The sequence below is a fragment of the Pseudomonas faucium genome (assembly GCF_021602585.1).
GTDB lineage: Bacteria > Pseudomonadota > Gammaproteobacteria > Pseudomonadales > Pseudomonadaceae > Aquipseudomonas > Aquipseudomonas faucium.
The window spans coordinates 1-17,195 of sequence record NZ_BQIP01000002.1 but is presented as its reverse complement, the minus strand read 5'-3'; the positions used below and the strand labels follow the sequence as shown (position 1 = coordinate 17,195).

17 protein-coding genes and 1 tRNA gene are annotated in these 17,195 nt (G+C 64.4%); 5 read left to right on the top strand and 13 right to left on the bottom strand.

Annotation, left to right across the window (positions count from 1 at the left end; all coding sequences use genetic code 11):
• Positions 1-23 precede the first annotated feature (23 nt).
• The 3 genes from L6D75_RS02730 to L6D75_RS02720 form a co-directional block, all read right to left on the bottom strand.
• Positions 24-1,691, bottom strand: coding sequence for an FMN-binding glutamate synthase family protein (locus tag L6D75_RS02730; RefSeq protein ID WP_176511085.1), 1,668 nt, complete (start codon positions 1,689-1,691; stop codon positions 24-26).
• Between the two features lie 205 nt (positions 1,692-1,896).
• Positions 1,897-3,264, bottom strand: a complete 1,368-nt coding sequence (locus tag L6D75_RS02725) for an ATP-binding protein (RefSeq protein WP_176511086.1) — start codon at positions 3,262-3,264, stop codon at positions 1,897-1,899.
• Positions 3,265-3,266: 2 nt separating this feature from the next.
• Entirely contained in the window at positions 3,267-3,983 is a 717-nt protein-coding gene (locus tag L6D75_RS02720) for a response regulator (protein ID WP_176511087.1), read from the bottom strand.
• A gap of 155 nt (positions 3,984-4,138) precedes the next feature.
• Between L6D75_RS02720 and L6D75_RS02715 the strand changes: the two genes are divergently transcribed.
• A complete protein-coding gene (locus tag L6D75_RS02715) occupies positions 4,139-6,385 on the top strand; it encodes a TonB-dependent siderophore receptor (protein ID WP_236193407.1) in 2,247 nt (748 codons plus the stop codon).
• A gap of 328 nt (positions 6,386-6,713) precedes the next feature.
• Here L6D75_RS02715 and L6D75_RS02710 read toward each other — a convergent pair whose 3' ends face one another.
• A complete protein-coding gene (locus L6D75_RS02710; RefSeq protein ID WP_176517779.1) occupies positions 6,714-6,929 on the bottom strand; it encodes a DUF3079 domain-containing protein in 216 nt (71 codons plus the stop codon).
• A 137-nt stretch (positions 6,930-7,066) separates the two neighbouring features.
• Here L6D75_RS02710 and L6D75_RS02705 point away from each other — a divergent pair, with 137 nt between their 5' ends.
• Positions 7,067-7,519, top strand: a complete 453-nt coding sequence (locus L6D75_RS02705) for a DUF2442 domain-containing protein (RefSeq protein WP_176517778.1) — start codon at positions 7,067-7,069, stop codon at positions 7,517-7,519.
• A 66-nt stretch (positions 7,520-7,585) separates the two neighbouring features.
• Here L6D75_RS02705 and L6D75_RS02700 read toward each other — a convergent pair.
• Positions 7,586-7,661, bottom strand: a tRNA-Thr gene (locus L6D75_RS02700).
• Between the two features lie 98 nt (positions 7,662-7,759).
• Entirely contained in the window at positions 7,760-8,008 is a 249-nt protein-coding gene (locus L6D75_RS02695) for a hypothetical protein (RefSeq protein WP_176517777.1), read from the bottom strand.
• A gap of 458 nt (positions 8,009-8,466) precedes the next feature.
• Between L6D75_RS02695 and L6D75_RS02690 the strand changes: the two genes are divergently transcribed.
• Both L6D75_RS02690 and L6D75_RS02685 read left to right on the top strand, forming a co-directional pair.
• A complete protein-coding gene (locus L6D75_RS02690; protein WP_176517776.1) occupies positions 8,467-8,736 on the top strand; it encodes a hypothetical protein in 270 nt (89 codons plus the stop codon).
• A gap of 4 nt (positions 8,737-8,740) precedes the next feature.
• Positions 8,741-9,013 (top strand): DUF3077 domain-containing protein, encoded by a 273-nt coding sequence (locus L6D75_RS02685; RefSeq protein WP_176517775.1) that lies wholly within the window; start codon positions 8,741-8,743, stop codon positions 9,011-9,013.
• A 218-nt stretch (positions 9,014-9,231) separates the two neighbouring features.
• Here L6D75_RS02685 and L6D75_RS02680 read toward each other — a convergent pair whose 3' ends face one another.
• The 5 genes from L6D75_RS02680 to L6D75_RS02660 form a co-directional block, all read right to left on the bottom strand.
• Entirely contained in the window at positions 9,232-10,437 is a 1,206-nt protein-coding gene (locus tag L6D75_RS02680) for a methyltransferase (RefSeq protein WP_176517774.1), read from the bottom strand.
• A 114-nt stretch (positions 10,438-10,551) separates the two neighbouring features.
• Positions 10,552-11,241, bottom strand: coding sequence for an ABC transporter permease (locus L6D75_RS02675; protein ID WP_236193405.1), 690 nt, complete (start codon positions 11,239-11,241; stop codon positions 10,552-10,554).
• The gene (locus tag L6D75_RS02670; RefSeq protein WP_176518103.1) at positions 11,238-11,933 is read right to left on the bottom strand and encodes an ABC transporter permease; all 696 of its coding nucleotides are present in this window, start codon (positions 11,931-11,933) and stop codon (positions 11,238-11,240) included. The genes L6D75_RS02675 and L6D75_RS02670 overlap by 4 nt, the downstream gene beginning before the upstream one ends.
• Before the next feature lie 54 nt (positions 11,934-11,987).
• On the bottom strand, positions 11,988-12,749 hold the full coding sequence (locus L6D75_RS02665) for an ABC transporter substrate-binding protein (protein ID WP_008091477.1): 762 nt from the start codon (positions 12,747-12,749) through the stop codon (positions 11,988-11,990).
• A 13-nt stretch (positions 12,750-12,762) separates the two neighbouring features.
• Positions 12,763-13,536 carry an ABC transporter ATP-binding protein gene (locus L6D75_RS02660; protein WP_176518104.1) on the bottom strand — a complete coding sequence of 258 codons (774 nt, stop codon included), beginning with the start codon at positions 13,534-13,536 and terminating at the stop codon, positions 12,763-12,765.
• Positions 13,537-14,185: 649 nt separating this feature from the next.
• Between L6D75_RS02660 and gabP the strand changes: the two genes are divergently transcribed.
• On the top strand, positions 14,186-15,571 hold the full coding sequence (gene gabP / locus L6D75_RS02655; protein ID WP_176518105.1) for a GABA permease: 1,386 nt from the start codon (positions 14,186-14,188) through the stop codon (positions 15,569-15,571).
• A 169-nt stretch (positions 15,572-15,740) separates the two neighbouring features.
• On the opposite strand, the gene L6D75_RS02650 is transcribed toward gabP, so the two are convergent.
• Entirely contained in the window at positions 15,741-16,184 is a 444-nt protein-coding gene (locus L6D75_RS02650) for a hypothetical protein (RefSeq protein WP_176518106.1), read from the bottom strand.
• A gap of 61 nt (positions 16,185-16,245) precedes the next feature.
• Positions 16,246-17,118: a polyphosphate kinase 2 gene (ppk2, locus tag L6D75_RS02645; RefSeq protein ID WP_236193430.1), complete on the bottom strand. Its 873-nt coding sequence runs from the start codon at positions 17,116-17,118 to the stop codon at positions 16,246-16,248.
• Between the last annotated feature and the right edge of the window lie 77 nt (positions 17,119-17,195).

The following is a 17,195-nucleotide window of genomic DNA, read 5'->3' as shown; positions in this document are numbered from 1 at the left end:
CAGGCGTACCCAACAGCCCTGGCTTATGCCGGGGCTGTTTCTTTTCTGCGCACCGGTGCCGCTGGCGCCGCTGCCGCCTCCCCGGTCTCTGGCGCAAAGCTGTCGCTGCGGGCCATCCGCCACATCCGCGCATAGAACTCGCTTTCGATCGAGCCGCTGAGCAGTTCGCCCGGCTTGAGGAATTGGTGCAGGTCGGAAAACAGGCTGATCTCGCTGGTGCTGATGCGCCGCGCCAGGTGCTTGGGCTTGAGCTCCGACGGGTGCTCAAGGCCCGCCGCCGCGAGCATTTCGGCCAAGGCGTGCAAGGTATTGCGGTGGAAGCTGGCCACCCGCTGGGCCTTGTCCGGCACCACCAGCGCGCGCTGGCGCAGTGGGTCCTGGGTGGCAACGCCAGTCGGGCACTTGTTGGTGTGGCAGCTCTGCGACTGGATGCAGCCGATGGCGAACATGAAGCCGCGCGCCGAGTTGACCCAGTCGGCGCCGATCGCCAGCACGCTGGCGATATCGAAGGCGCTGACGATCTTGCCCGCCGCGCCGAGGCGGATGCTCGAGCGCAGGTTCAGGCCCACCAGGGTGTTGTGCACGAACATCAACCCTTCGCGCATGGGCACGCCCATGTTGTCGCTGAATTCGCGTGGCGCCGCGCCCGTGCCGCCTTCCTTGCCATCGACGACGATGAAGTCGGGGGTGATGCCGGTCACCAGCATGGCCTTGGCGATGCCCATGAATTCCCACGGGTGGCCCAGGCAGAACTTGAAGCCCACCGGCTTGCCCCCAGACAGCTCGCGCAGGCTGGCGACGAAGTGCAACAGCTCCATCGGGGTGTGGAAGGCGCTGTGCGCGGCGGGCGAGATGCAGTCCTGGCCTTCGCGCACGCCGCGGGTGGCGGCGATTTCCGCACTCACCTTGTGGCCTGGCAGGATGCCGCCATGGCCCGGCTTGGCGCCCTGGCTGAGCTTGATCTCGATCATCTTCACCTGCGGGTCGCTGGCCTGGGCGGCAAAGCGCTGCGGGTCGAACTGCCCATCTTCCGTGCGGCAGCCGAAGTAGCCGCTGCCGATTTCCCAGATCAGGTCGCCGCCGTGTTCGCGGTGGTAGGGGCTGATGCTGCCTTCGCCGGTGTCATGGGCAAAGCGGCCCAGGCGCGCGCCCTGGTTGAGCGCGGCGATGGCGTTGGCGCTGAGGGCGCCGAAACTCATCGCCGAGATGTTGAAGATCGACGCCGAGTAAGGCCGGCGGCACTGCGGCCCGCCGATGGAAATGCGAAACGAGGCCGGGTCCGGCGTTGCCACCGGCAGCATCGAATGGCTGATGAATTCGAAGCCCGGCTTGTAGGCATCGTTGAGCGTGCCGAACGCCTTCTCGGCGCTTTCGTTCTTGGCCCGGGCGTAGACCAGCGAGCGCTGCGAGCGCGAGAACGGCAGCTTGTCGTCGTCGCCTTCGATCAGGTACTGGCGGATTTCCGGGCGGATGGTTTCGATCAGGTAACGGATGTTGCCCAGGATCGGGTAGTTGCGGCGCACGGCGTGGTGGCTCTGGCGCAGGTCGTTGAGGCCGACCAGGCTGAGCAGGGCGGTGACCACCGTCAGCGGCCACAGCCAGGCGTGTTCGGCGAGCAGGGGGAGGCTGGCGAAGGTGAACAGCAGGCACAGGGCCAGGCAGGCGTAGCGGCTGGGTAGGGAGTGTTTCATGGGTCCATCGCAGGCAGGATGACCGGGCCAAGCATAGGCAAACTGCGCGTTTGGAAAACCAGGCGAAACGGTAAAACACTGTTACCTGATAGTGGGTTGCTTTGTGGCTGCGGGCCTCATCGCCGGCAAGCCGGCTCCCACAGAAGTAGACCGCACTGGGCCTTGTGGGAGCCGGCTTGCCGGCGATGAGGCCCGCAAAGCCCCCTTAGCCAGGTAGCCGAACGCTGGCCCGCAAGCCACCCCCGTCGCGGTTGGCCAACAGCAATTCACCGCCATGGCTGGCCGCGATGCGCTGGGCGATGCTCAGCCCCAGCCCATACCCACCAGAGCCCTGGTTGCGCGAGCCCTCGCCACGCACGAACGGGTCGGTAATGGTGGCCAGCAACCCCGGCGCAATCCCCGGCCCACGATCATCGACGTGGATGAGCACCCCCGTGGCGCTGCGCTCCAGCGTGACCGACACGTCCCTGGCATAGCGCAAGGCATTGACCAGCAGGTTCTGCAGGCAGCGCTGCATCAGCAGCGCATCCACTCGCACGCTGCCGGCCTTGCCCTGCACGGGCAGTGCTTCCTCGCCAGTGGCCAAGTCGGCGCACTGCCGCGACACCAGCCGGTCGAGGTCCACTTGCTGCAGGTTCTGCTGCTCGCCTGCGCGCACATAATCCAACACCTGGCCGATCATGCCGTCCATCTGCGTGATGTTCTGGCGCAAGCGCTCGCGGTGTTCGTCGTCGGCCAGGCGCTCCAGGCGCAGGCGCATGCGGGTCAGCGGCGTGCGCAGGTCGTGGGAAACGGCGGCGAGGAAGTAAGCCTTGTCGTTGACCATGCTGATCAGGCGCTGCTGCATGGCGTTGAAGGCCTGGGCTGCCTGGCGAACCTCCTGCGGGCCTTCCAGTGCCAGCGGTGCCTGCGCTAGGTTGCTGCCCAGGCCACGGGCCGCGTCGGCCAGGCGCTGCAGCGGGCGCAGGCACAGGCGCACCGCCACCAGGCACACCAGCAGCACGGCGAGCATGCGCACGGCATACACCCGCAGCAGGTAATCGCTGATCAGCAACCAGGCCGATTCGCCACTCCAGCCCTGCAACTCCTGGCCATCGACCAGCAGCCAGTGGCCGTCGGCCAGCGGCACGGCGAACTGCAGGTGCGCCTGGGCCGTGCGCAAGCCGAACAGGCTGTGCCAGACGATCGGCTGGCCCTGCTCGTCGGTGAGGTGGGCCTTGAGCAGCCGCACCGCCTGCGCATGCCCCAATTCGTAGCTGAGCGACTGCTGCAGCAACTGCGCGATGCGCCGATGGCCGCGGCGCTGGTTGTCTTCGGGCCCCGGCGGGTGGTCGGCGCAGCGCACATGGTAGTGCCTGGGCACCTGCACGCCGGCGGCCTGGCAATCGGCCTGGGCAATCAGCGGCGCGCTGCGGGCGGCCATCAAGCGCACAGGGGCTTCGAGCACCTGGGCGAAGCGCACATCGAACCAGATGCTGCTCGACATCAGCTGGATCACCAGCGTGCCGCTGACCATGATCAGCAACAACTGGCCGAACAGCGTGCGCGGCCACAGGCGCCGCAGCCAGCGCATGCTCAGCCGGCCTCGGCGCGGTGGATGCTCAGCAGGTAGCCTTCGTTGCGGATGGTGAGGATCTGCGCCGCGTTGGCAGGCGCCCGGCGCAGTTGCTGGCGCAGGCGGCTGATGCACATGTCCACCGAACGGTCGTCGGGCAGGTGCTCGCGGCCGAACGCGCTGCGCGTGAGCTGATCGCGCGATACCACGCGGTTGTTGGCCTCCAGCAGTTCACGCAGCACCCGGTAATCGGACCGGGGTAGCGTCAGCGCCTGGCCGTCGGGGCGGGTGAGCAGGCGTTTGACGTGTTCCAGGCTGAAGCCGGCAAAGTGCTGGGCCTCGGCCGCTGGCGCCTCGCTCGGGCTATCCAGGCGCTGCGGGCGGCGCAGCACGGCCTTGATGCGGGCAATCAGCTCGCGCGGCTCGAAGGGCTTGGCCAGGTAGTCATCGGCGCCCACTTCCAGGCCTATGATGCGGTCCAGGGTGCTGCCCTTGGCCGACAGCATGATCACCGCCAGGCCCGGGGTGGCCTGCAGCTGCCGGCACAGGCTCAGGCCGTCTTCGCCTGGCAGCATCAAGTCCAGTACCACCAGGTCGACCTTGTGCCGGGCCATCTCTTGGCGCATGCCATCACCGTCGGCCGCCGCCACGACCGTGTAGCCGGCATCGGTCAGGTAATCGCAGAGAAGTTCGCGGATCTCGTCGTCATCATCGACGACCAGCAGGGTCGTGCTCATCGGGGAAAACACCTGTTCGGGGAGGGCCTTCAGCGCTCGTTACGTTCAATTACATGCCCGTACAAGCCGAGCATGGAGCGCAGAGGGCGCATCCCTAGAATCGTAACAAAAAATCATCTGCAAATACGAAGTCTTCCCAAATGAAACCTCAAAGCATGAAGCTTCACCCGCTCGCCTGCGTCGTCGCGCTGGCCGTCAGCGGCAGTGCCCTGGCCGCCGAAACCCAACCCATGGAGCTGCAAGCCACGCAGATTCAAGACAGTGCCTTGCTGCCAGCCGACGCTGCCGGCCAGCTCGGCTACACGGTGGAAAACACCCGCAGCTCCACAGGCCTGGCCCTGACGCCCCGGCAGACGCCGCAGTCGGTCACCAGCATCACCCGCCAGCAGATGGACGACCGCGATATCCACACCATCGCCCAGGCACTGGACACCACGCCGGGGGTGACCGCCAACCAGTCCGAGGTAGGCGGGCGCACCGATTTCCGTGCCCGCGGCTACTCGATCAGCAACTGGAAGGTCGATGGCTTGCAGTTCCAGGGGGGCTCCGACTTCAGCGGTGGCGGCAATGCGCTGAACATGGACCTGTACGAACGCATCGACATCGTGCGCGGCGCCAACGGCCTGCTCGGTGGCACCGGCGACCCGTCGGCCACCGTCAACCTGCTGCGCAAGGCCCCGACCACCACCTTTGGCGGCAGCGCCTACGCCACCTACGGCAGCTGGGACAAGCGCCGCCTGGGCGCCGACCTCAACCTGCCGCTGTCGGCCGATGGCCGCCTGCGTTCGCGCCTGGTGATGACCCAGCAAGACGCCAACTCCTTCCGCGACAACCAGTCCGAGCGCGCCCGCGCGGCCCTGGCCAACTTCGAATTCGACCTGGACGACGCCACCACCCTGGGTGCCGGCTACCAGTACGAATACAACAAGGTGGTCGGCGGCGGCTGGGGTGCCAACATCCCGATCTGGTACCGCGACGGCAGCACCACCGACCTGCCGCGCAGCACCAACCTGGCGCCGAGCTGGAGCTTTGGCGAGTACACCACCCGCACCGCCTTCGGCTCGCTGCAGCACCGCTTCGACAACGACTGGTCGCTGGACCTGAAAGCCGCCCAGAGCACCAGCGAGGTGCTCAACCACCGCGGCCTGGCCAAGGTCAACTCGGCCGGGCGCGGCCGCTACGGCGGCTACTGGGACCAGGATGGCAGCGGCGCGGTGCTCAATGGCCTGCACAGTTCCAGCGACACCACCCAGCAGTCCGCGCAGCTCGACCTGTCGGGGCCATTCCAGCTGTTCGGCCGCACCCACCAGGCGATGGTCGGCTACAACGACAGCCGCACCGTGGCCTGGTCGCCGGAGTACAGCTGCACCATGGTCAGCGATGCCCGCGTCAGCGCCCCCGCGCTGGGCTGCCAGTTCCGCGCCAACAACGGCCTGCCGCTGACCGACTGGCACAACGGCGTGGACAGCGACTTCGACATGCTCGCCTCGCGCACCGGCCGCCACAGCAAGACCACCACCCGCCTGCAGGGCATGTACGCGGCCACCCGCCTGAGCATTACCGACCCACTGTCGGTGATCATCGGCCTGCGCTCCACGGACTACTCCGCCACCACCCGCAGTGTCGGCGGCGTGCGCAGCAATCAGCAGAACCACGGCATCGTCACGCCTTACCTGGGCGCGGTGTACGACCTGGACGACACCTATTCGCTGTATGCCAGCTACACCGACATCTTCAACCCGCAAACGGCCGAGACAGAGAGCGGCACCAAGGTCGAGCCGATTCGTGGCCAGAGCTACGAAACCGGCATCAAGGGCGCGTGGCTGGAGGGGCGGCTGAATGCCTCGGTGGCGTATTTCCGGACCAAGCAGGAGAACAAAGCCGTGCTCGACGATGGCCTGACCACCCCCACCGGAGGTGATGCCTACAAGGCCGGCACCGGCCAGGAAACTGACGGGATCGACCTGGAAATCGCCGGCGCCCTGACGCCGAACTGGAATGTGTATGGCGGGTATACGTACCTGCATTTCCGCCGTGTCGACAGCGACGGGCGTAGCGATCCTTCGCATCTGTTTAAGGCGTCGACGACCTATCGGTTGTCTGGGGCGCTTGATCGGTTGACTGTGGGGGCGGGGGTGAAGGCGCAGACCAACATCCGCGCGATCTCAAGCCCGGCGGGGCAGCCGGTGAATGGGGTGAGTGCGGGGGCTACCGATGTGAACTGGTCGGGGTATGCGATCTGGAATGCGATGGCCAAGTATCAGGTGACCGACGAGACGGCGGTTAGCGTGAATGTGGATAACCTGTTCGACAAGCATTACTACACGCAATATGGGTTTTATGCGGGGGCGATTTATGGGGATCCGCGGAGTGTGTCGGTTGGGGTGAGTACGGCGTTTTGATTTGTAGGTTCATGCCTTTGGTTGTGTAGGGGGGTGGAGATCGAGCGCCGCCCGCGCGGCGCATCGCGGATGAAATCCGCTCCTACATTTGTTGCAACGTGCCACGGTCTGTCAGGCCATGGTTGTCCGCCTTGGCGCCCGCCGAAAAACCCGGTAGGTATCCGTGCCAACCAAAAAATCGCGTCGAGCCAACAAGGCTGGCAACCATGGCCTATCAGGCATAGGTACGTTGCAACAAATGTAGGAGCGGATTTCATCCGCGATGCGCCGCGCGGGCGGCGCTCGATCTCAACGTCCCCGCATCACTAATGCCGTACACCCGGCCGCCTCACGCCCCCTCACCTGGGCGCCTTCCCCGCTGGTCCACATCATCCTTCTGCAAATGCCCACCCAGACTGTCCCAATCCTCCCCAAACAACTCGACCGGGTGCATGGTCCGGTCTGCGCCATTGCCACAGGCCAGCGCTTTGGCCGGGCAATACAAGTCGCACCCCCAGCAGATGCGCTCTGGGTGGGAGGGGTTGTGGGGAAACTTCTTGGCCATGGCATGCCTCCGGGAGGAGATCGTGTGATCTGAACCTACGCTTGCCACTCCAGCCAGGGCTGACTGAGATCAAGCTTTGTTGAGGTATAGCCAAATTGGCGACATGATCGAGAAGGTCTGTTGTAGGAGTGGATGAAATGGCATCGATGAAACGTCCTCGCCTGCGGGCTGTTCAGCCCCGCCCGGGCGCCAAACTGGAGCTGACATTTACCAATGGCCAGCGATTTACCTTGGGCATGAGCGACGCGCTGCAAGCGTATCCAGGGCTAGCGCCGCTGGCCAAGGCCAAAGCGTTCGAAGGCGCCATCTTGGGAGATGGCGGCTGGTCGGTGGAATGGCCGCAGCTGGATATTCAGATCGGTGCCGACACCTTGTTGCTGGATGCGCTGGCCCAGACAGCACCGGATGAGAACACACGAATTTTCATTCGCTGGCGCTTGCGGCATCGGATGACACTCGACCAAGCGGCCGAAGCGCTTGGTGTGAGTGCGCGGAGCATCAGTCGTTACAGCAGTGGTCGCGAAGCTGTGCCACGCACGTTGGCACTGGCGTGTCTGGGCTGGGAGGCGTTGGAGCAGAAAGCTGCCTAAGCGGCATGGGGAAAACCCGAAACAAAAAAGGCCCACCTTTCGGTGAGCCTTTTTTGATACTGCGTATGGTGCCGGCACCAGGAATCGAACCCGGGACCTACTGATTACAAGTCAGTTGCTCTACCATCTGAGCTATACCGGCAATGGGGCGTCATTATAGCGATCGGTTGGCGCCTGTAAACCACTTCCTTTCGATTGTGCGCAAATGAGCTAAGTCACCGGCCTGAAAGGGGAATTTTCCTACCAGCCGCGGTGGATGGTGTTGACGTTCGGTTCGGTCTTGCCGGGGTTGAAGAACAGCTTGTCGTTGTCGCAGCCGCGCTTGCGGCAGGGGCTTTCGACGCGCAGGGGCAGGCCGTTGTCGCCGCCCAGCTGCATGCCGGGGGTGTTCCAGTCGAGGTGGCTGGTGTGGGGCGCTGGGGTGCTGGTGGCGCAGGCGCCCAGGGTCAGGGTGCAGGCCAGCAGGGTCAGGGGTTTGGCTTGGGTCACGATGCGAAAGTCCGGTAGTCCATTGTCGGTTCTGGCGCGACGCCAGAAGGTCGCGAGGCTGGCGGGCAGCGTGCGACTCGGCTTTTTACTGATTTGGGGCGGGGATGATACACCGGTGGCAGGGTTTGCGGGAAAGGGCCTGTCGCCGTAAGGGAATTCTGAACCTGGAGCTAAATGCTTCAGGAAATCAGCATTTGGGAATTATCCTACGCACGCTTGCGAAGTTTCACTGTTGGCGGGGAAGTGGCCCAGGGATACCGTTCCCCGGTCGCCAATACCTGGCGACCGGGTGTGAGAACCCGCTAAGGAGTTACTGAGCTTGCTGTTATGGCAGTCGTACACGGGCAGACTTCGGTCTGGCCGAGCTTTGTAGCTCCCTCGGTTTTCTCACCCCGTGTATGACTGCCGCCTTGATCCGTGAGAAAGGTCTCTGTGGCAGTCCAACCGGAGCTGCTGCCATGAATAAGATTGTCCCCGACCCACCCCGCCAAAAAATCCTCCACACCCCATTCTTCTCGATCCACAGCGACATCACCCCGCCCGACGCCCTCGTATACGCCGCCGAGCTCCTGTGTGGCGTGATCGACACCCTCGACGAATACTGCCACCTGCACGCCGGCGAACCCGGCCTGAACATCCTCGGCAACGCCGCCCACGCCACCGATTCGGCACGGGTACTCGCCGAGCACGCACTGGCGCGGATAAACGCCGAAAAGGAAGGGGAGTGAGGCCATGACCGACAAACCCACAACCCTTCTCACGGCGGGCGCTGAAACCTTCCTCGAAGTCGGCAACCCACCCATCGACCTGCTGCGGGTGCAGCCGGGCATCCCGGTAGACGACGCCTACGAACAGGTCTCGATCCTGCTCGGCTACATCAAGCACCTGGTTCGCGAAGGCGATATGGAAGATGACCACAAGCTGCTGGGCGCCGCCGACTACCTCAGCGCCTTGGCCAAGGCCTTGATGAACGACATCGAGATGGCCAAGAACCGCCTGCATTGACGCCCCGCGCCTACGCACAAGAAAAGCTTATGCACAAGAGGCATGCGCTGCTTGCGCGAAAGGCATGCCGAACCACGCCACCGCTGGTCTTTGCGCAAACGCCTGTTTTTACTGGGCTTGAAGCACACGAGGGAATAACCGGGCGGCTTGAAATAGCGCTCGGCTTGATCCAGTCATCAAAAGCTTGTTCACAGACTTATCCACAGGTTGTGCTGCGGCTAACGGTCGCGTTCGGCCAGCAGCAGCAGGTTGCGTGGAGTCAAAGGATAGTCGCAGAAAGTGCCAACGCGAACGCTGTAGCCCTGTTCTTCGAGGAACAGGGCGCGATCGAGCACCAGCCACAGTTCCAGCGGCCGGCGGAACAGGTTGCGCAGGCGTTCGAGGTTGCGCACTTCGGCCAGGCGCTGCCAGCCGGCGGCTTCCAGGGCTGCCCAGTCTGCAGTGAGGGTCAGCTCCAGCCCGCGCAGCTCGGCCAGGTCGCGGCAGTACTGGGCGAAGGGTTTGTCCAGCCAGGCAACTGGCAACGATGGCGTGGGCAGGTATTCATCGCACTGGCGCTGCTCGCGCTGCAGCAGGTCGAAGCCCAGGCGCCGGGCCATCGAGCGGTCGCGCTGGTGGCGCACGCGGGCGCCGGCGGTGACGGTTTCGCTCAGCGGCAGGCCAAGGTCGTTCAGCGACAGCTGCAGCGGCGAGCGCTGCGCGGCTGTGGATAACGCCTGGTAGTGCTCGCCCGGCACGCGGTTGTAGCAGCACGGGGCCACGGCCAGGTGGCGGCAGCCTTGCTGGCTGGCGCTGCGCAGCAGGTGCACGTGCAGCTCGCCGCAGGCGTGCAGGGCCACCACGCTCTTGTCGCTGCCCAGGTACCGGGCGCTGCCTGCGGCCATCACGTCCTGGTGAACGTGGGTGGCGGGCAGCTGATGGTGATCGCTCAGGGCCTGGCCGGCGCGGACCAGCTCGGCATCGTATTCCAGGCAGGTCAGTTGCTGGCCGGGCTGCAGCAGGCGGCGGCCGAGGTGGCCTTTGCCCGAGCACCAGTCCAGCCAGTGCTGGGTCTGCTGGTGAAAGCCCAGGCGGCGGCTGAAGGCTTCGATCTGCTGCCATTTGCGGCCAGGGACGTTGGCGTCGAGGCGGTGGCCGGCGGGGGGCAGGCCGGTGTCGGGGAGCTCACCTACGGCCGCTAGCTGCTGGGCTTGCTGGGCCAGCTGCGGGAAGGGGGCGGGCAGACCTTGCGGGTCGATGTTGGCCTCGGCGTCGGCCAGGGGGCATTGGCGCAGGTGGGCGGCGAGCTCGGGGTATGCGGCCTCCCAGTCGAGGCGCAGGGCGGTGAAGGGGCGGGGTTTCCACAGCTGTTGGTGGCTGGCCAGGAACTGGTCGAGGGCCTGGAAGCGGTCGCTTAGGTGATGGCTGTGGAGGATGGGGTGCATGGGGTTGGCCATCAGGTGAGTTAGAGGGCCCTATCGCCGGCAAGCCGGCTCCCACAACAAGGGCGGTGGAGCACCTGTGGGAGCCGGCTTGCCGGCGATGCGGTCAATCCGGGCTCAACGGCCCTGGCAGGCGTCCACGCGCAGCCAGCGCTCGAGCAGCTTGAAGCCTTGCACCAGCACGAACGAGATCACCAGGTAGAACACGCCGGCAGCGAAGAAGATTTCCACCGGCAGGTAGGTGCGGGCAATGATGGTGCGGGCCATGCCGGTCAGTTCCAGCAGGGTCACGGTACTGGCCAGGGCGCTGGCCTTGAGCATCAGGATCACTTCGTTGCTGTAGGCCGGCAGGCCGATGCGCGCCGCGCGCGGCAGCATGATGTAGAACAGCGTCTTGCCGCGCGACATGCCCAGTGCCCGCGCCGCCTCGATCTCGCCCTTGGGGATGGCCTGCAGCGCACCGCGCAGAATCTCGGCGATGTAGGCGGCGGTGTGCAGGGTCATGGTGACCACGGTGCACCAGAACGGGTCGCGCAGGTAAGGCCACAGGCTGCTCGAACGCACCAGGTCGAACTGCGCCAGGCCGTAATAGACCAGGAACAGCTGCACCAGCAGCGGCGTGCCGCGGAAGAAGAAGATGTAGCCGTAGGGCAGGGCGCGCACGTACCAGTGCCGCGACGAGCGGGCGATGCCCAGCGGGATGGCCAGGATCAACCCGGCAACCACCGCGATGGCCACCAGCTCCAGGGTCAGGGTGGCGCCCTGGGCCAGGCGTGGCAGCCACTTGATGATCACTTCCCAGTTCATTGTTCAGCCCTCGCAAAGCCGCGAGCGGCGCGTTTTTCCAGGAAGTGCATGCCGGTCATGGCGATGATGGTCAGGCTCAGGTAGATGCAGGCGGCGACCATGTAGAAGGTGAACGGCTCCTTGGTCACGGTCACGCCGATTTGCGCGTGGCGCATGATTTCTTCCAGGCCGATCACCGACACCAGCGCGGTGTCCTTCATCAGGATCATGAACAGGTTGCCAAGGCCGGGCAGGGCGATGCGCCACATCTGCGGCAGGATGATCCGCGACAGGATGCGCGCCTTCGACAGGCCCAGCGCCAGGCCGGCCTCGCGATGGCCCTTGGGGATGGCCAGGATGGCGCCACGGAACACTTCGGTGGCGTAGGCGCCGAAGCACAGGCCCAGGGCGATGACGCCGGCGGCGAAGGCGCTGAGTTCAAGGCCTGGGTTGTTGAAGGCGGCGCCGAGGCTGTTCATCAGCCCGACAGTGCCGAAATAGATCAGCAGCACCCACAGCAGTTCGGGCACGCCGCGAACCAGGGTCGAGTAGAAGCCGCCAAGCCATTGCAGTGGCTTGACCGCGGAAGTCTTGGCCAGGGCGCCGAGCAGGCCCAGGACCAGGCCCAGCAGCAAGGCGCAAAGCGCCAGTTTTACGGTCATCAGGGTGCCAGCCGCCAGGGCCGGACCGAATCCGTGCAGGTCGATATTCATGGGCAGGGTCGTTCTAGGGACCGGCACGCCCAAAGGCGTACCGGTCGGGGCGAATCAATAGATGCTGAACGGGAAGTACTTGTCGTTGATCTTCTTGTAGGTGCCGTCGGCGACAATTTCCTTCAGTGCGGCGTTGAGCTTGTTGCGCAGCTCATCGTCGCCTTTGCGCACGGCGATGCCGACTTTGTCGCTGTCGTTGACCGGCTCACCTTTGAACTCATAGTTCTTGCCGGCTTCGGACTTCAGCCAGTCGTAGTTGGCGTACTTGTCGGCCAGGATGGCGTCGAGGCGGCCGGAGGTCAGGTCCAGGTAGGCGTTTTCCTGGCCGTCATACAGGTTGACCTTGAACTTGCCGTCCATGCCGCCGTGATCGTCCAGCCAGGTTGCAGCCTGGGTGGCGCGCTGGGTGCCGATGGTCTTGCCTTCGAGCGATTTGTCGTCGGTCTTGAAATCGACGTTTTTCGGCGCAATGAACTGCTGCTTGTTCGAGTAGTACGGGTCGGTGAAGTCAACGGCCTGCTTGCGCTCGTCGGTGATCGACAGCGAGGAGATCAGGAAGTCGAACTTCTTGGCGTTCAGGGCCGGGATGATGCCGTCCCAGTCGGAGGTGACGACTTCGCACTCGACCTTCATCTTGGCGCACAGGGCGTCGCCGATGTCCTTGTCGAAGCCGACGACCTGGCCGCTGGCATCCTTGTTGTTGAACGGTGGGTAGGCGGCTTCGATACCCATGCGCAGTTTTTCTGCGGCCATGGCGTTGGCCGACATCACCAGCGTGGCAGCGGCTGCCAGGAGGAATTTCTTGTAGGTCTGCATTCGTGTTGCTCCGTTAGCGGTGGCTGGACATGAATTGCTTGCAACGCGCCGAGGTCGGGTTCTCGAAGACCTGCTGCGGCGATCCTTGCTCTTCAACCAGGCCCTGGTGCAGGAAAACCACTTCACTGGACACCTGGCGGGCAAAGTTCATCTCGTGCGTCACCAGCAGCATGGTACGGCCTTCTTCGGCCAGTGCGCGGATAACGTTTAGCACTTCCTGGACCATTTCCGGATCGAGCGCCGAAGTTGGCTCGTCGAACAGGATGACTTTAGGCCGCATGGCCAGGGTGCGGGCGATGGCGGCACGCTGCTGCTGGCCACCGGAAAGCTGGGCGGGGTAGCTGTGGCGCTTGTCGAAGATGCCGACCTTGTTCAGCAGCGCCTCGGCGGCTTCGATGGCCTCGGCCTTGCTCTGGCCGAGCACGCGGCGTGGCGCCTCGATGATGTTGTCGAGGATCGACATGTGCGGCCACAGGTTGAAGTTCTGGAAGACGAAGCCGATTTCGCTGCGCAGGCGGTTGATCTGGCGGTTGTCGGCGGCAATCAGGTCGCCGTTCTTGGCGGCCTTGAGCTTGAGCGCTTCGCCGGCCACGAGGATTTCGCCCTGGTGCGGGTTTTCCAGCAGGTTGATGCAGCGCAGCAGGGTGGACTTGCCGGAGCCGGACGATCCCAGGATGGAGATCACGTCACCGTCACGCGCGGTCAGCGAAATGCCCTTGAGAATTTCCTGCTCGCCGTAACGTTTGTGCAGATTGCGGATTTCCAGCGCGGGCGTGGCCTGGGCCATGTGCGGTCCTCATGTGTTCGGGTGCGTTCCCAGCTGTTGGCGGCCTTCCTGGCGTGCGCCAAGCTAGCATAGCGGCATCAGGGCGGCCAACAGGGTCGCAGGGGGCTCGGGGCAGTGCTGGGGCAGTTTGTCGCATCGCTGCAGTGCAACGTCGCGCAGATGTCCGCGCAGGTGTCGCCCAGCTCCAGAGCCTTGATGAAAAAAGGCGCGATGGTGCCAGCTTTGGGCGGGACTGGGAAGCAGTTTTGCCCCTATCGCGGCTAAAGCCGCCCTCAAGGTTGCCCTTGCCCTCCGTAGGAGCGGCTGCAGCCGCGACAGGGCCCACACAGAAAAAGGTTGTACCCAAGGTTGCACTTTTTTGCCTTGCAATGGTGCAAGGGTGTTACCGAGGGGCACCTCTGGTGCATTTGTAAGTGGGTATTTCCGTAATCCAGCCTTTCCCTGTGGATTTGGCGGCCATTCTGCCAGTTGTTGGCCGAAAGCCCTGCAAGCCGCGTCCTTTACGGGCCGCCGGTGTCATCTGACGAATGCATTCAGCACATGGCCCACTTATTGCCGTCTGGAAACCGCCGATTGCAGCGACGCCTAAATCAACCCCGGGCGCGCTTCGTACTCAGTCGGGTGGTCCACTCCTTACAAAGGTAGTTTTATGAGCGGTAACAATTCCAATGACCTCGCTCAGGGGCTCAAACAACGGCATGTCACCATGCTGTCCATTGCTGGCGTCATCGGCGCCGGCCTGTTCGTCGGCTCCGGCCACGCCATCGCTGCCGCCGGCCCTGCCGTGCTGCTGGCCTATGCCGCTGCCGGTACCCTGGTGGTGCTGGTGATGCGCATGCTTGGCGAGATGGCCATCGCTTCGCCGGATACCGGTTCGTTCTCCACCTACGCCGACCGCGCCATTGGCCGCTGGGCCGGTTTCACCATTGGCTGGTTGTACTGGTGGTTCTGGGTGCTGGTGATCCCGCTGGAAGCCAACGCGGCTGCAGCGATCCTGCATGCCTGGTTCCCGGCAGTCGACCTGTGGGCCTTCTCCCTCCTGATTACCTTGGCGCTGACCGCGACCAACCTGTGCAGCGTGAAGAACTACGGTGAGTTCGAGTTCTGGTTCGCCCTGCTCAAGGTGCTGGCGATCATCGGCTTCATCGTGGTCGGTTGCGCTGCCATGTTCGGCTTCGTGCCTAACAGCCAGGTCAGCGGTGCCAGCCACCTGTTCGACACCCAGGGCTTCATGCCCAATGGCCTGGGCGCGGTGCTGGCGGCCATGCTCACCACCATGTTCTCGTTCATGGGCACCGAGATCGTCACCATCGCAGCGGCCGAATCGAAAGACCCGGGCAAGCAGATCAGCCGCGCCACCAACTCGGTGATCTGGCGTATCTGTCTGTTCTACCTGGTGTCGATTTTCCTGGTGGTGGCCCTGGTGCCGTGGAACGACCCGGCGCTGGCCGAAACCGGCTCCTACCAGACCGTGCTGAGCCGCATCGGCGTGCCGAACGCCAAGCTGATCGTCGACATCGTCGTGCTGATCGCCGTCACCAGCTGCCTGAACTCGGCGCTGTACACCTCTTCGCGCATGCTGTTCTCGCTGAGCAAGCGTGGCGATGCCCCGGCGGTTGCCCAGCGCACCACCAAGGCGGCGACCCCGCATGTGGCGGTGCTGATGTCGACTGCGGCGGCGTTTCTGTGCGTGTTCGCCAACTACGTGGCGCCGGCCCAGGTGTTCGAGTTCCTGCTGGCCAGCTCCGGCGCCATCGCACTGCTGGTGTACCTGGTGATTGCCATTTCCCAGCTGCGCATGCGCAGCCAGCGTGAAGCGCGGGGCGAGAAGATCGCCTTCAAGATGTGGCTGTTCCCGGGGCTGACCTGGGCGACCATTGCCTTCATCGTTGCCATTTTGGTGGTGATGGCGCTGCGTGAAGACCACCGTGCCGAGATCATCGCGACGGCGTTGCTGAGCATTGGCGTGGTGGCGGCGGGCTTGCTGGTGCATCGCAAGCGCGAGGCTGCAGGGCGGGTGGCGCTGGATAACTGACCTGCGCTGGCTGCAATGAAAAAAGGCCGCGCCCGGTGTAGGGCGCGGCCTTTTTTGTTTGCCTGATCCGGCCCTATCGCCGGCAAGCCGGCTCCCACGGAGCCTGCCAGCTTCAGGGCGGTGGCATTCTTGTGGGAGCCGGCTTGCCGGCGATAGGGCCAGTGAGGCCTCAGCCGAACTGCTTCTGCTGTTGCTGCTGCTTGGCCACCACCTCGGAAGCGGTGATGTAGGCTTGCTGGAACTCGTCGCTCTCAAGCCAAGCCATGGTGGTGTCTTCGTCGGCGCCGTCGAGCCAGGTGCGGTAGGCATTGAACACCAGCACGATGTAGTCGGTGGCGTGCTCTTCCTTGTGGCCCTTGAGCACCAGTGCCAGCAGCGGGTCGACCAGGAACACCGAGATCATCGCCACCAGGCTGGTTTGCTGCGCTTCTTTCATCTTGTTGAACAGCTCTTTGTAGCTGTCCGACTCCATGGCCTTGTGGAACACCTGCTCGATGCTGGCGCTGTCACCGGCGCTGGCCTTCACCGCCTGGCCGCTGCGCACCATGCGGTTTTGCTTGGCCTTGCTGGCGGCGCGCTTGGCGCGTTTTTGTTGCTTGGTATTGGAGGCCATGGGGCGATTCCTTGGGTGTGTCCTGAAAGTGCGCGTATTGAAGCGCAGCAGTCTCGGCTATTCAACTGCCCAGCGCAGAACCCTCATCCTCCTCGAAGCCACGCGCCACCCGGCCAACCAGCAGCTCATCGGGCGCATGCGCCACGCTGTGGTCCTTGCCCGGATAGTCCAGCGAATGCAGGAAGTGGCGGATGCAGTTGATCCGCGCGCGCTTCTTGTCATCCGACTTGATCACCGTCCACGGCGCATCGGCGGTGTCGGTGTGGAAGAACATCGCCTCCTTGGCGGCGGTGTAGTCCTGCCATTTGTCCAGCGACTTGATGTCGATGGGCGACAGCTTCCAGTGCTTGAGCGGGTCATCACGGCGCGAGATGAAGCGGCGCAGCTGCTCTTCGCGGTTCACCGAGAACCAGTACTTGAACAGCAGGATGCCGCTGTTGCACAGCATGCGCTCAAGGTCCGGCGCCTGGCGCATGAACTCCAGGTACTGCAACGGCGTGCAGAAGCCCATCACCTTCTCGACCCCGGCGCGGTTGTACCAGGAGCGGTCGAAGAAGACCATTTCACCGGCCGTGGGCAGGTGCTGGATGTAGCGTTGGAAATACCACTGGCCCAGCTCGTGCTCGGAAGGCTTCTCCAGCGCGACGATCCGCGCGCCACGCGGGTTCAGGTGCTCCATGAAGCGCTTGATGGTGCCACCCTTGCCCGCGGCGTCGCGCCCTTCGAACAGGATCACCACCCGCTGGCCGGTTTCCTTGACCCAGCTTTGTACCTTCAGCAGCTCGATCTGCAGCGCGTGCTTGGCCTTCTCGTAGTCCTGGCGGCGCAGGCGGGTGCGGTACGGGTAGCTGGCCGGCAGGCGCGCCGAGGTGCTGTCTTCGTTGCTGCCTTTGGGCGCGGTGGCCACTTCGAGCGCGGCGGGTTGCTGGCTGATCTCGGTGATGCTGGGCTCGGGCTTGCGCTGGCGTGGGCGGCGAGGGCGCGGGGTGGGGGAGGCGCTGGTCGAGGGTT

Coding starts and splice junctions, on each gene's coding strand:
- L6D75_RS02730 (WP_176511085.1), bottom strand. CDS start 1,691: ATGAAACACTCCCTACCCAGCCGCTACGCCTGCCTGGCCCTGTGCCTG.
- L6D75_RS02725 (WP_176511086.1), bottom strand. CDS start 3,264: ATGCGCTGGCTGCGGCGCCTGTGGCCGCGCACGCTGTTCGGCCAGTTG.
- L6D75_RS02720 (WP_176511087.1), bottom strand. CDS start 3,983: ATGAGCACGACCCTGCTGGTCGTCGATGATGACGACGAGATCCGCGAA.
- L6D75_RS02715 (WP_236193407.1), top strand. CDS start 4,139: ATGAAGCTTCACCCGCTCGCCTGCGTCGTCGCGCTGGCCGTCAGCGGC.
- L6D75_RS02710 (WP_176517779.1), bottom strand. CDS start 6,929: ATGGCCAAGAAGTTTCCCCACAACCCCTCCCACCCAGAGCGCATCTGC.
- L6D75_RS02705 (WP_176517778.1), top strand. CDS start 7,067: ATGGCATCGATGAAACGTCCTCGCCTGCGGGCTGTTCAGCCCCGCCCG.
- L6D75_RS02690 (WP_176517776.1), top strand. CDS start 8,467: ATGAATAAGATTGTCCCCGACCCACCCCGCCAAAAAATCCTCCACACC.
- L6D75_RS02685 (WP_176517775.1), top strand. CDS start 8,741: ATGACCGACAAACCCACAACCCTTCTCACGGCGGGCGCTGAAACCTTC.
- L6D75_RS02680 (WP_176517774.1), bottom strand. CDS start 10,437: ATGCACCCCATCCTCCACAGCCATCACCTAAGCGACCGCTTCCAGGCC.
- L6D75_RS02675 (WP_236193405.1), bottom strand. CDS start 11,241: ATGAACTGGGAAGTGATCATCAAGTGGCTGCCACGCCTGGCCCAGGGC.
- L6D75_RS02670 (WP_176518103.1), bottom strand. CDS start 11,933: ATGAATATCGACCTGCACGGATTCGGTCCGGCCCTGGCGGCTGGCACC.
- L6D75_RS02665 (WP_008091477.1), bottom strand. CDS start 12,749: ATGCAGACCTACAAGAAATTCCTCCTGGCAGCCGCTGCCACGCTGGTG.
- L6D75_RS02660 (WP_176518104.1), bottom strand. CDS start 13,536: ATGGCCCAGGCCACGCCCGCGCTGGAAATCCGCAATCTGCACAAACGT.
- gabP (WP_176518105.1), top strand. CDS start 14,186: ATGAGCGGTAACAATTCCAATGACCTCGCTCAGGGGCTCAAACAACGG.
- L6D75_RS02650 (WP_176518106.1), bottom strand. CDS start 16,184: ATGGCCTCCAATACCAAGCAACAAAAACGCGCCAAGCGCGCCGCCAGC.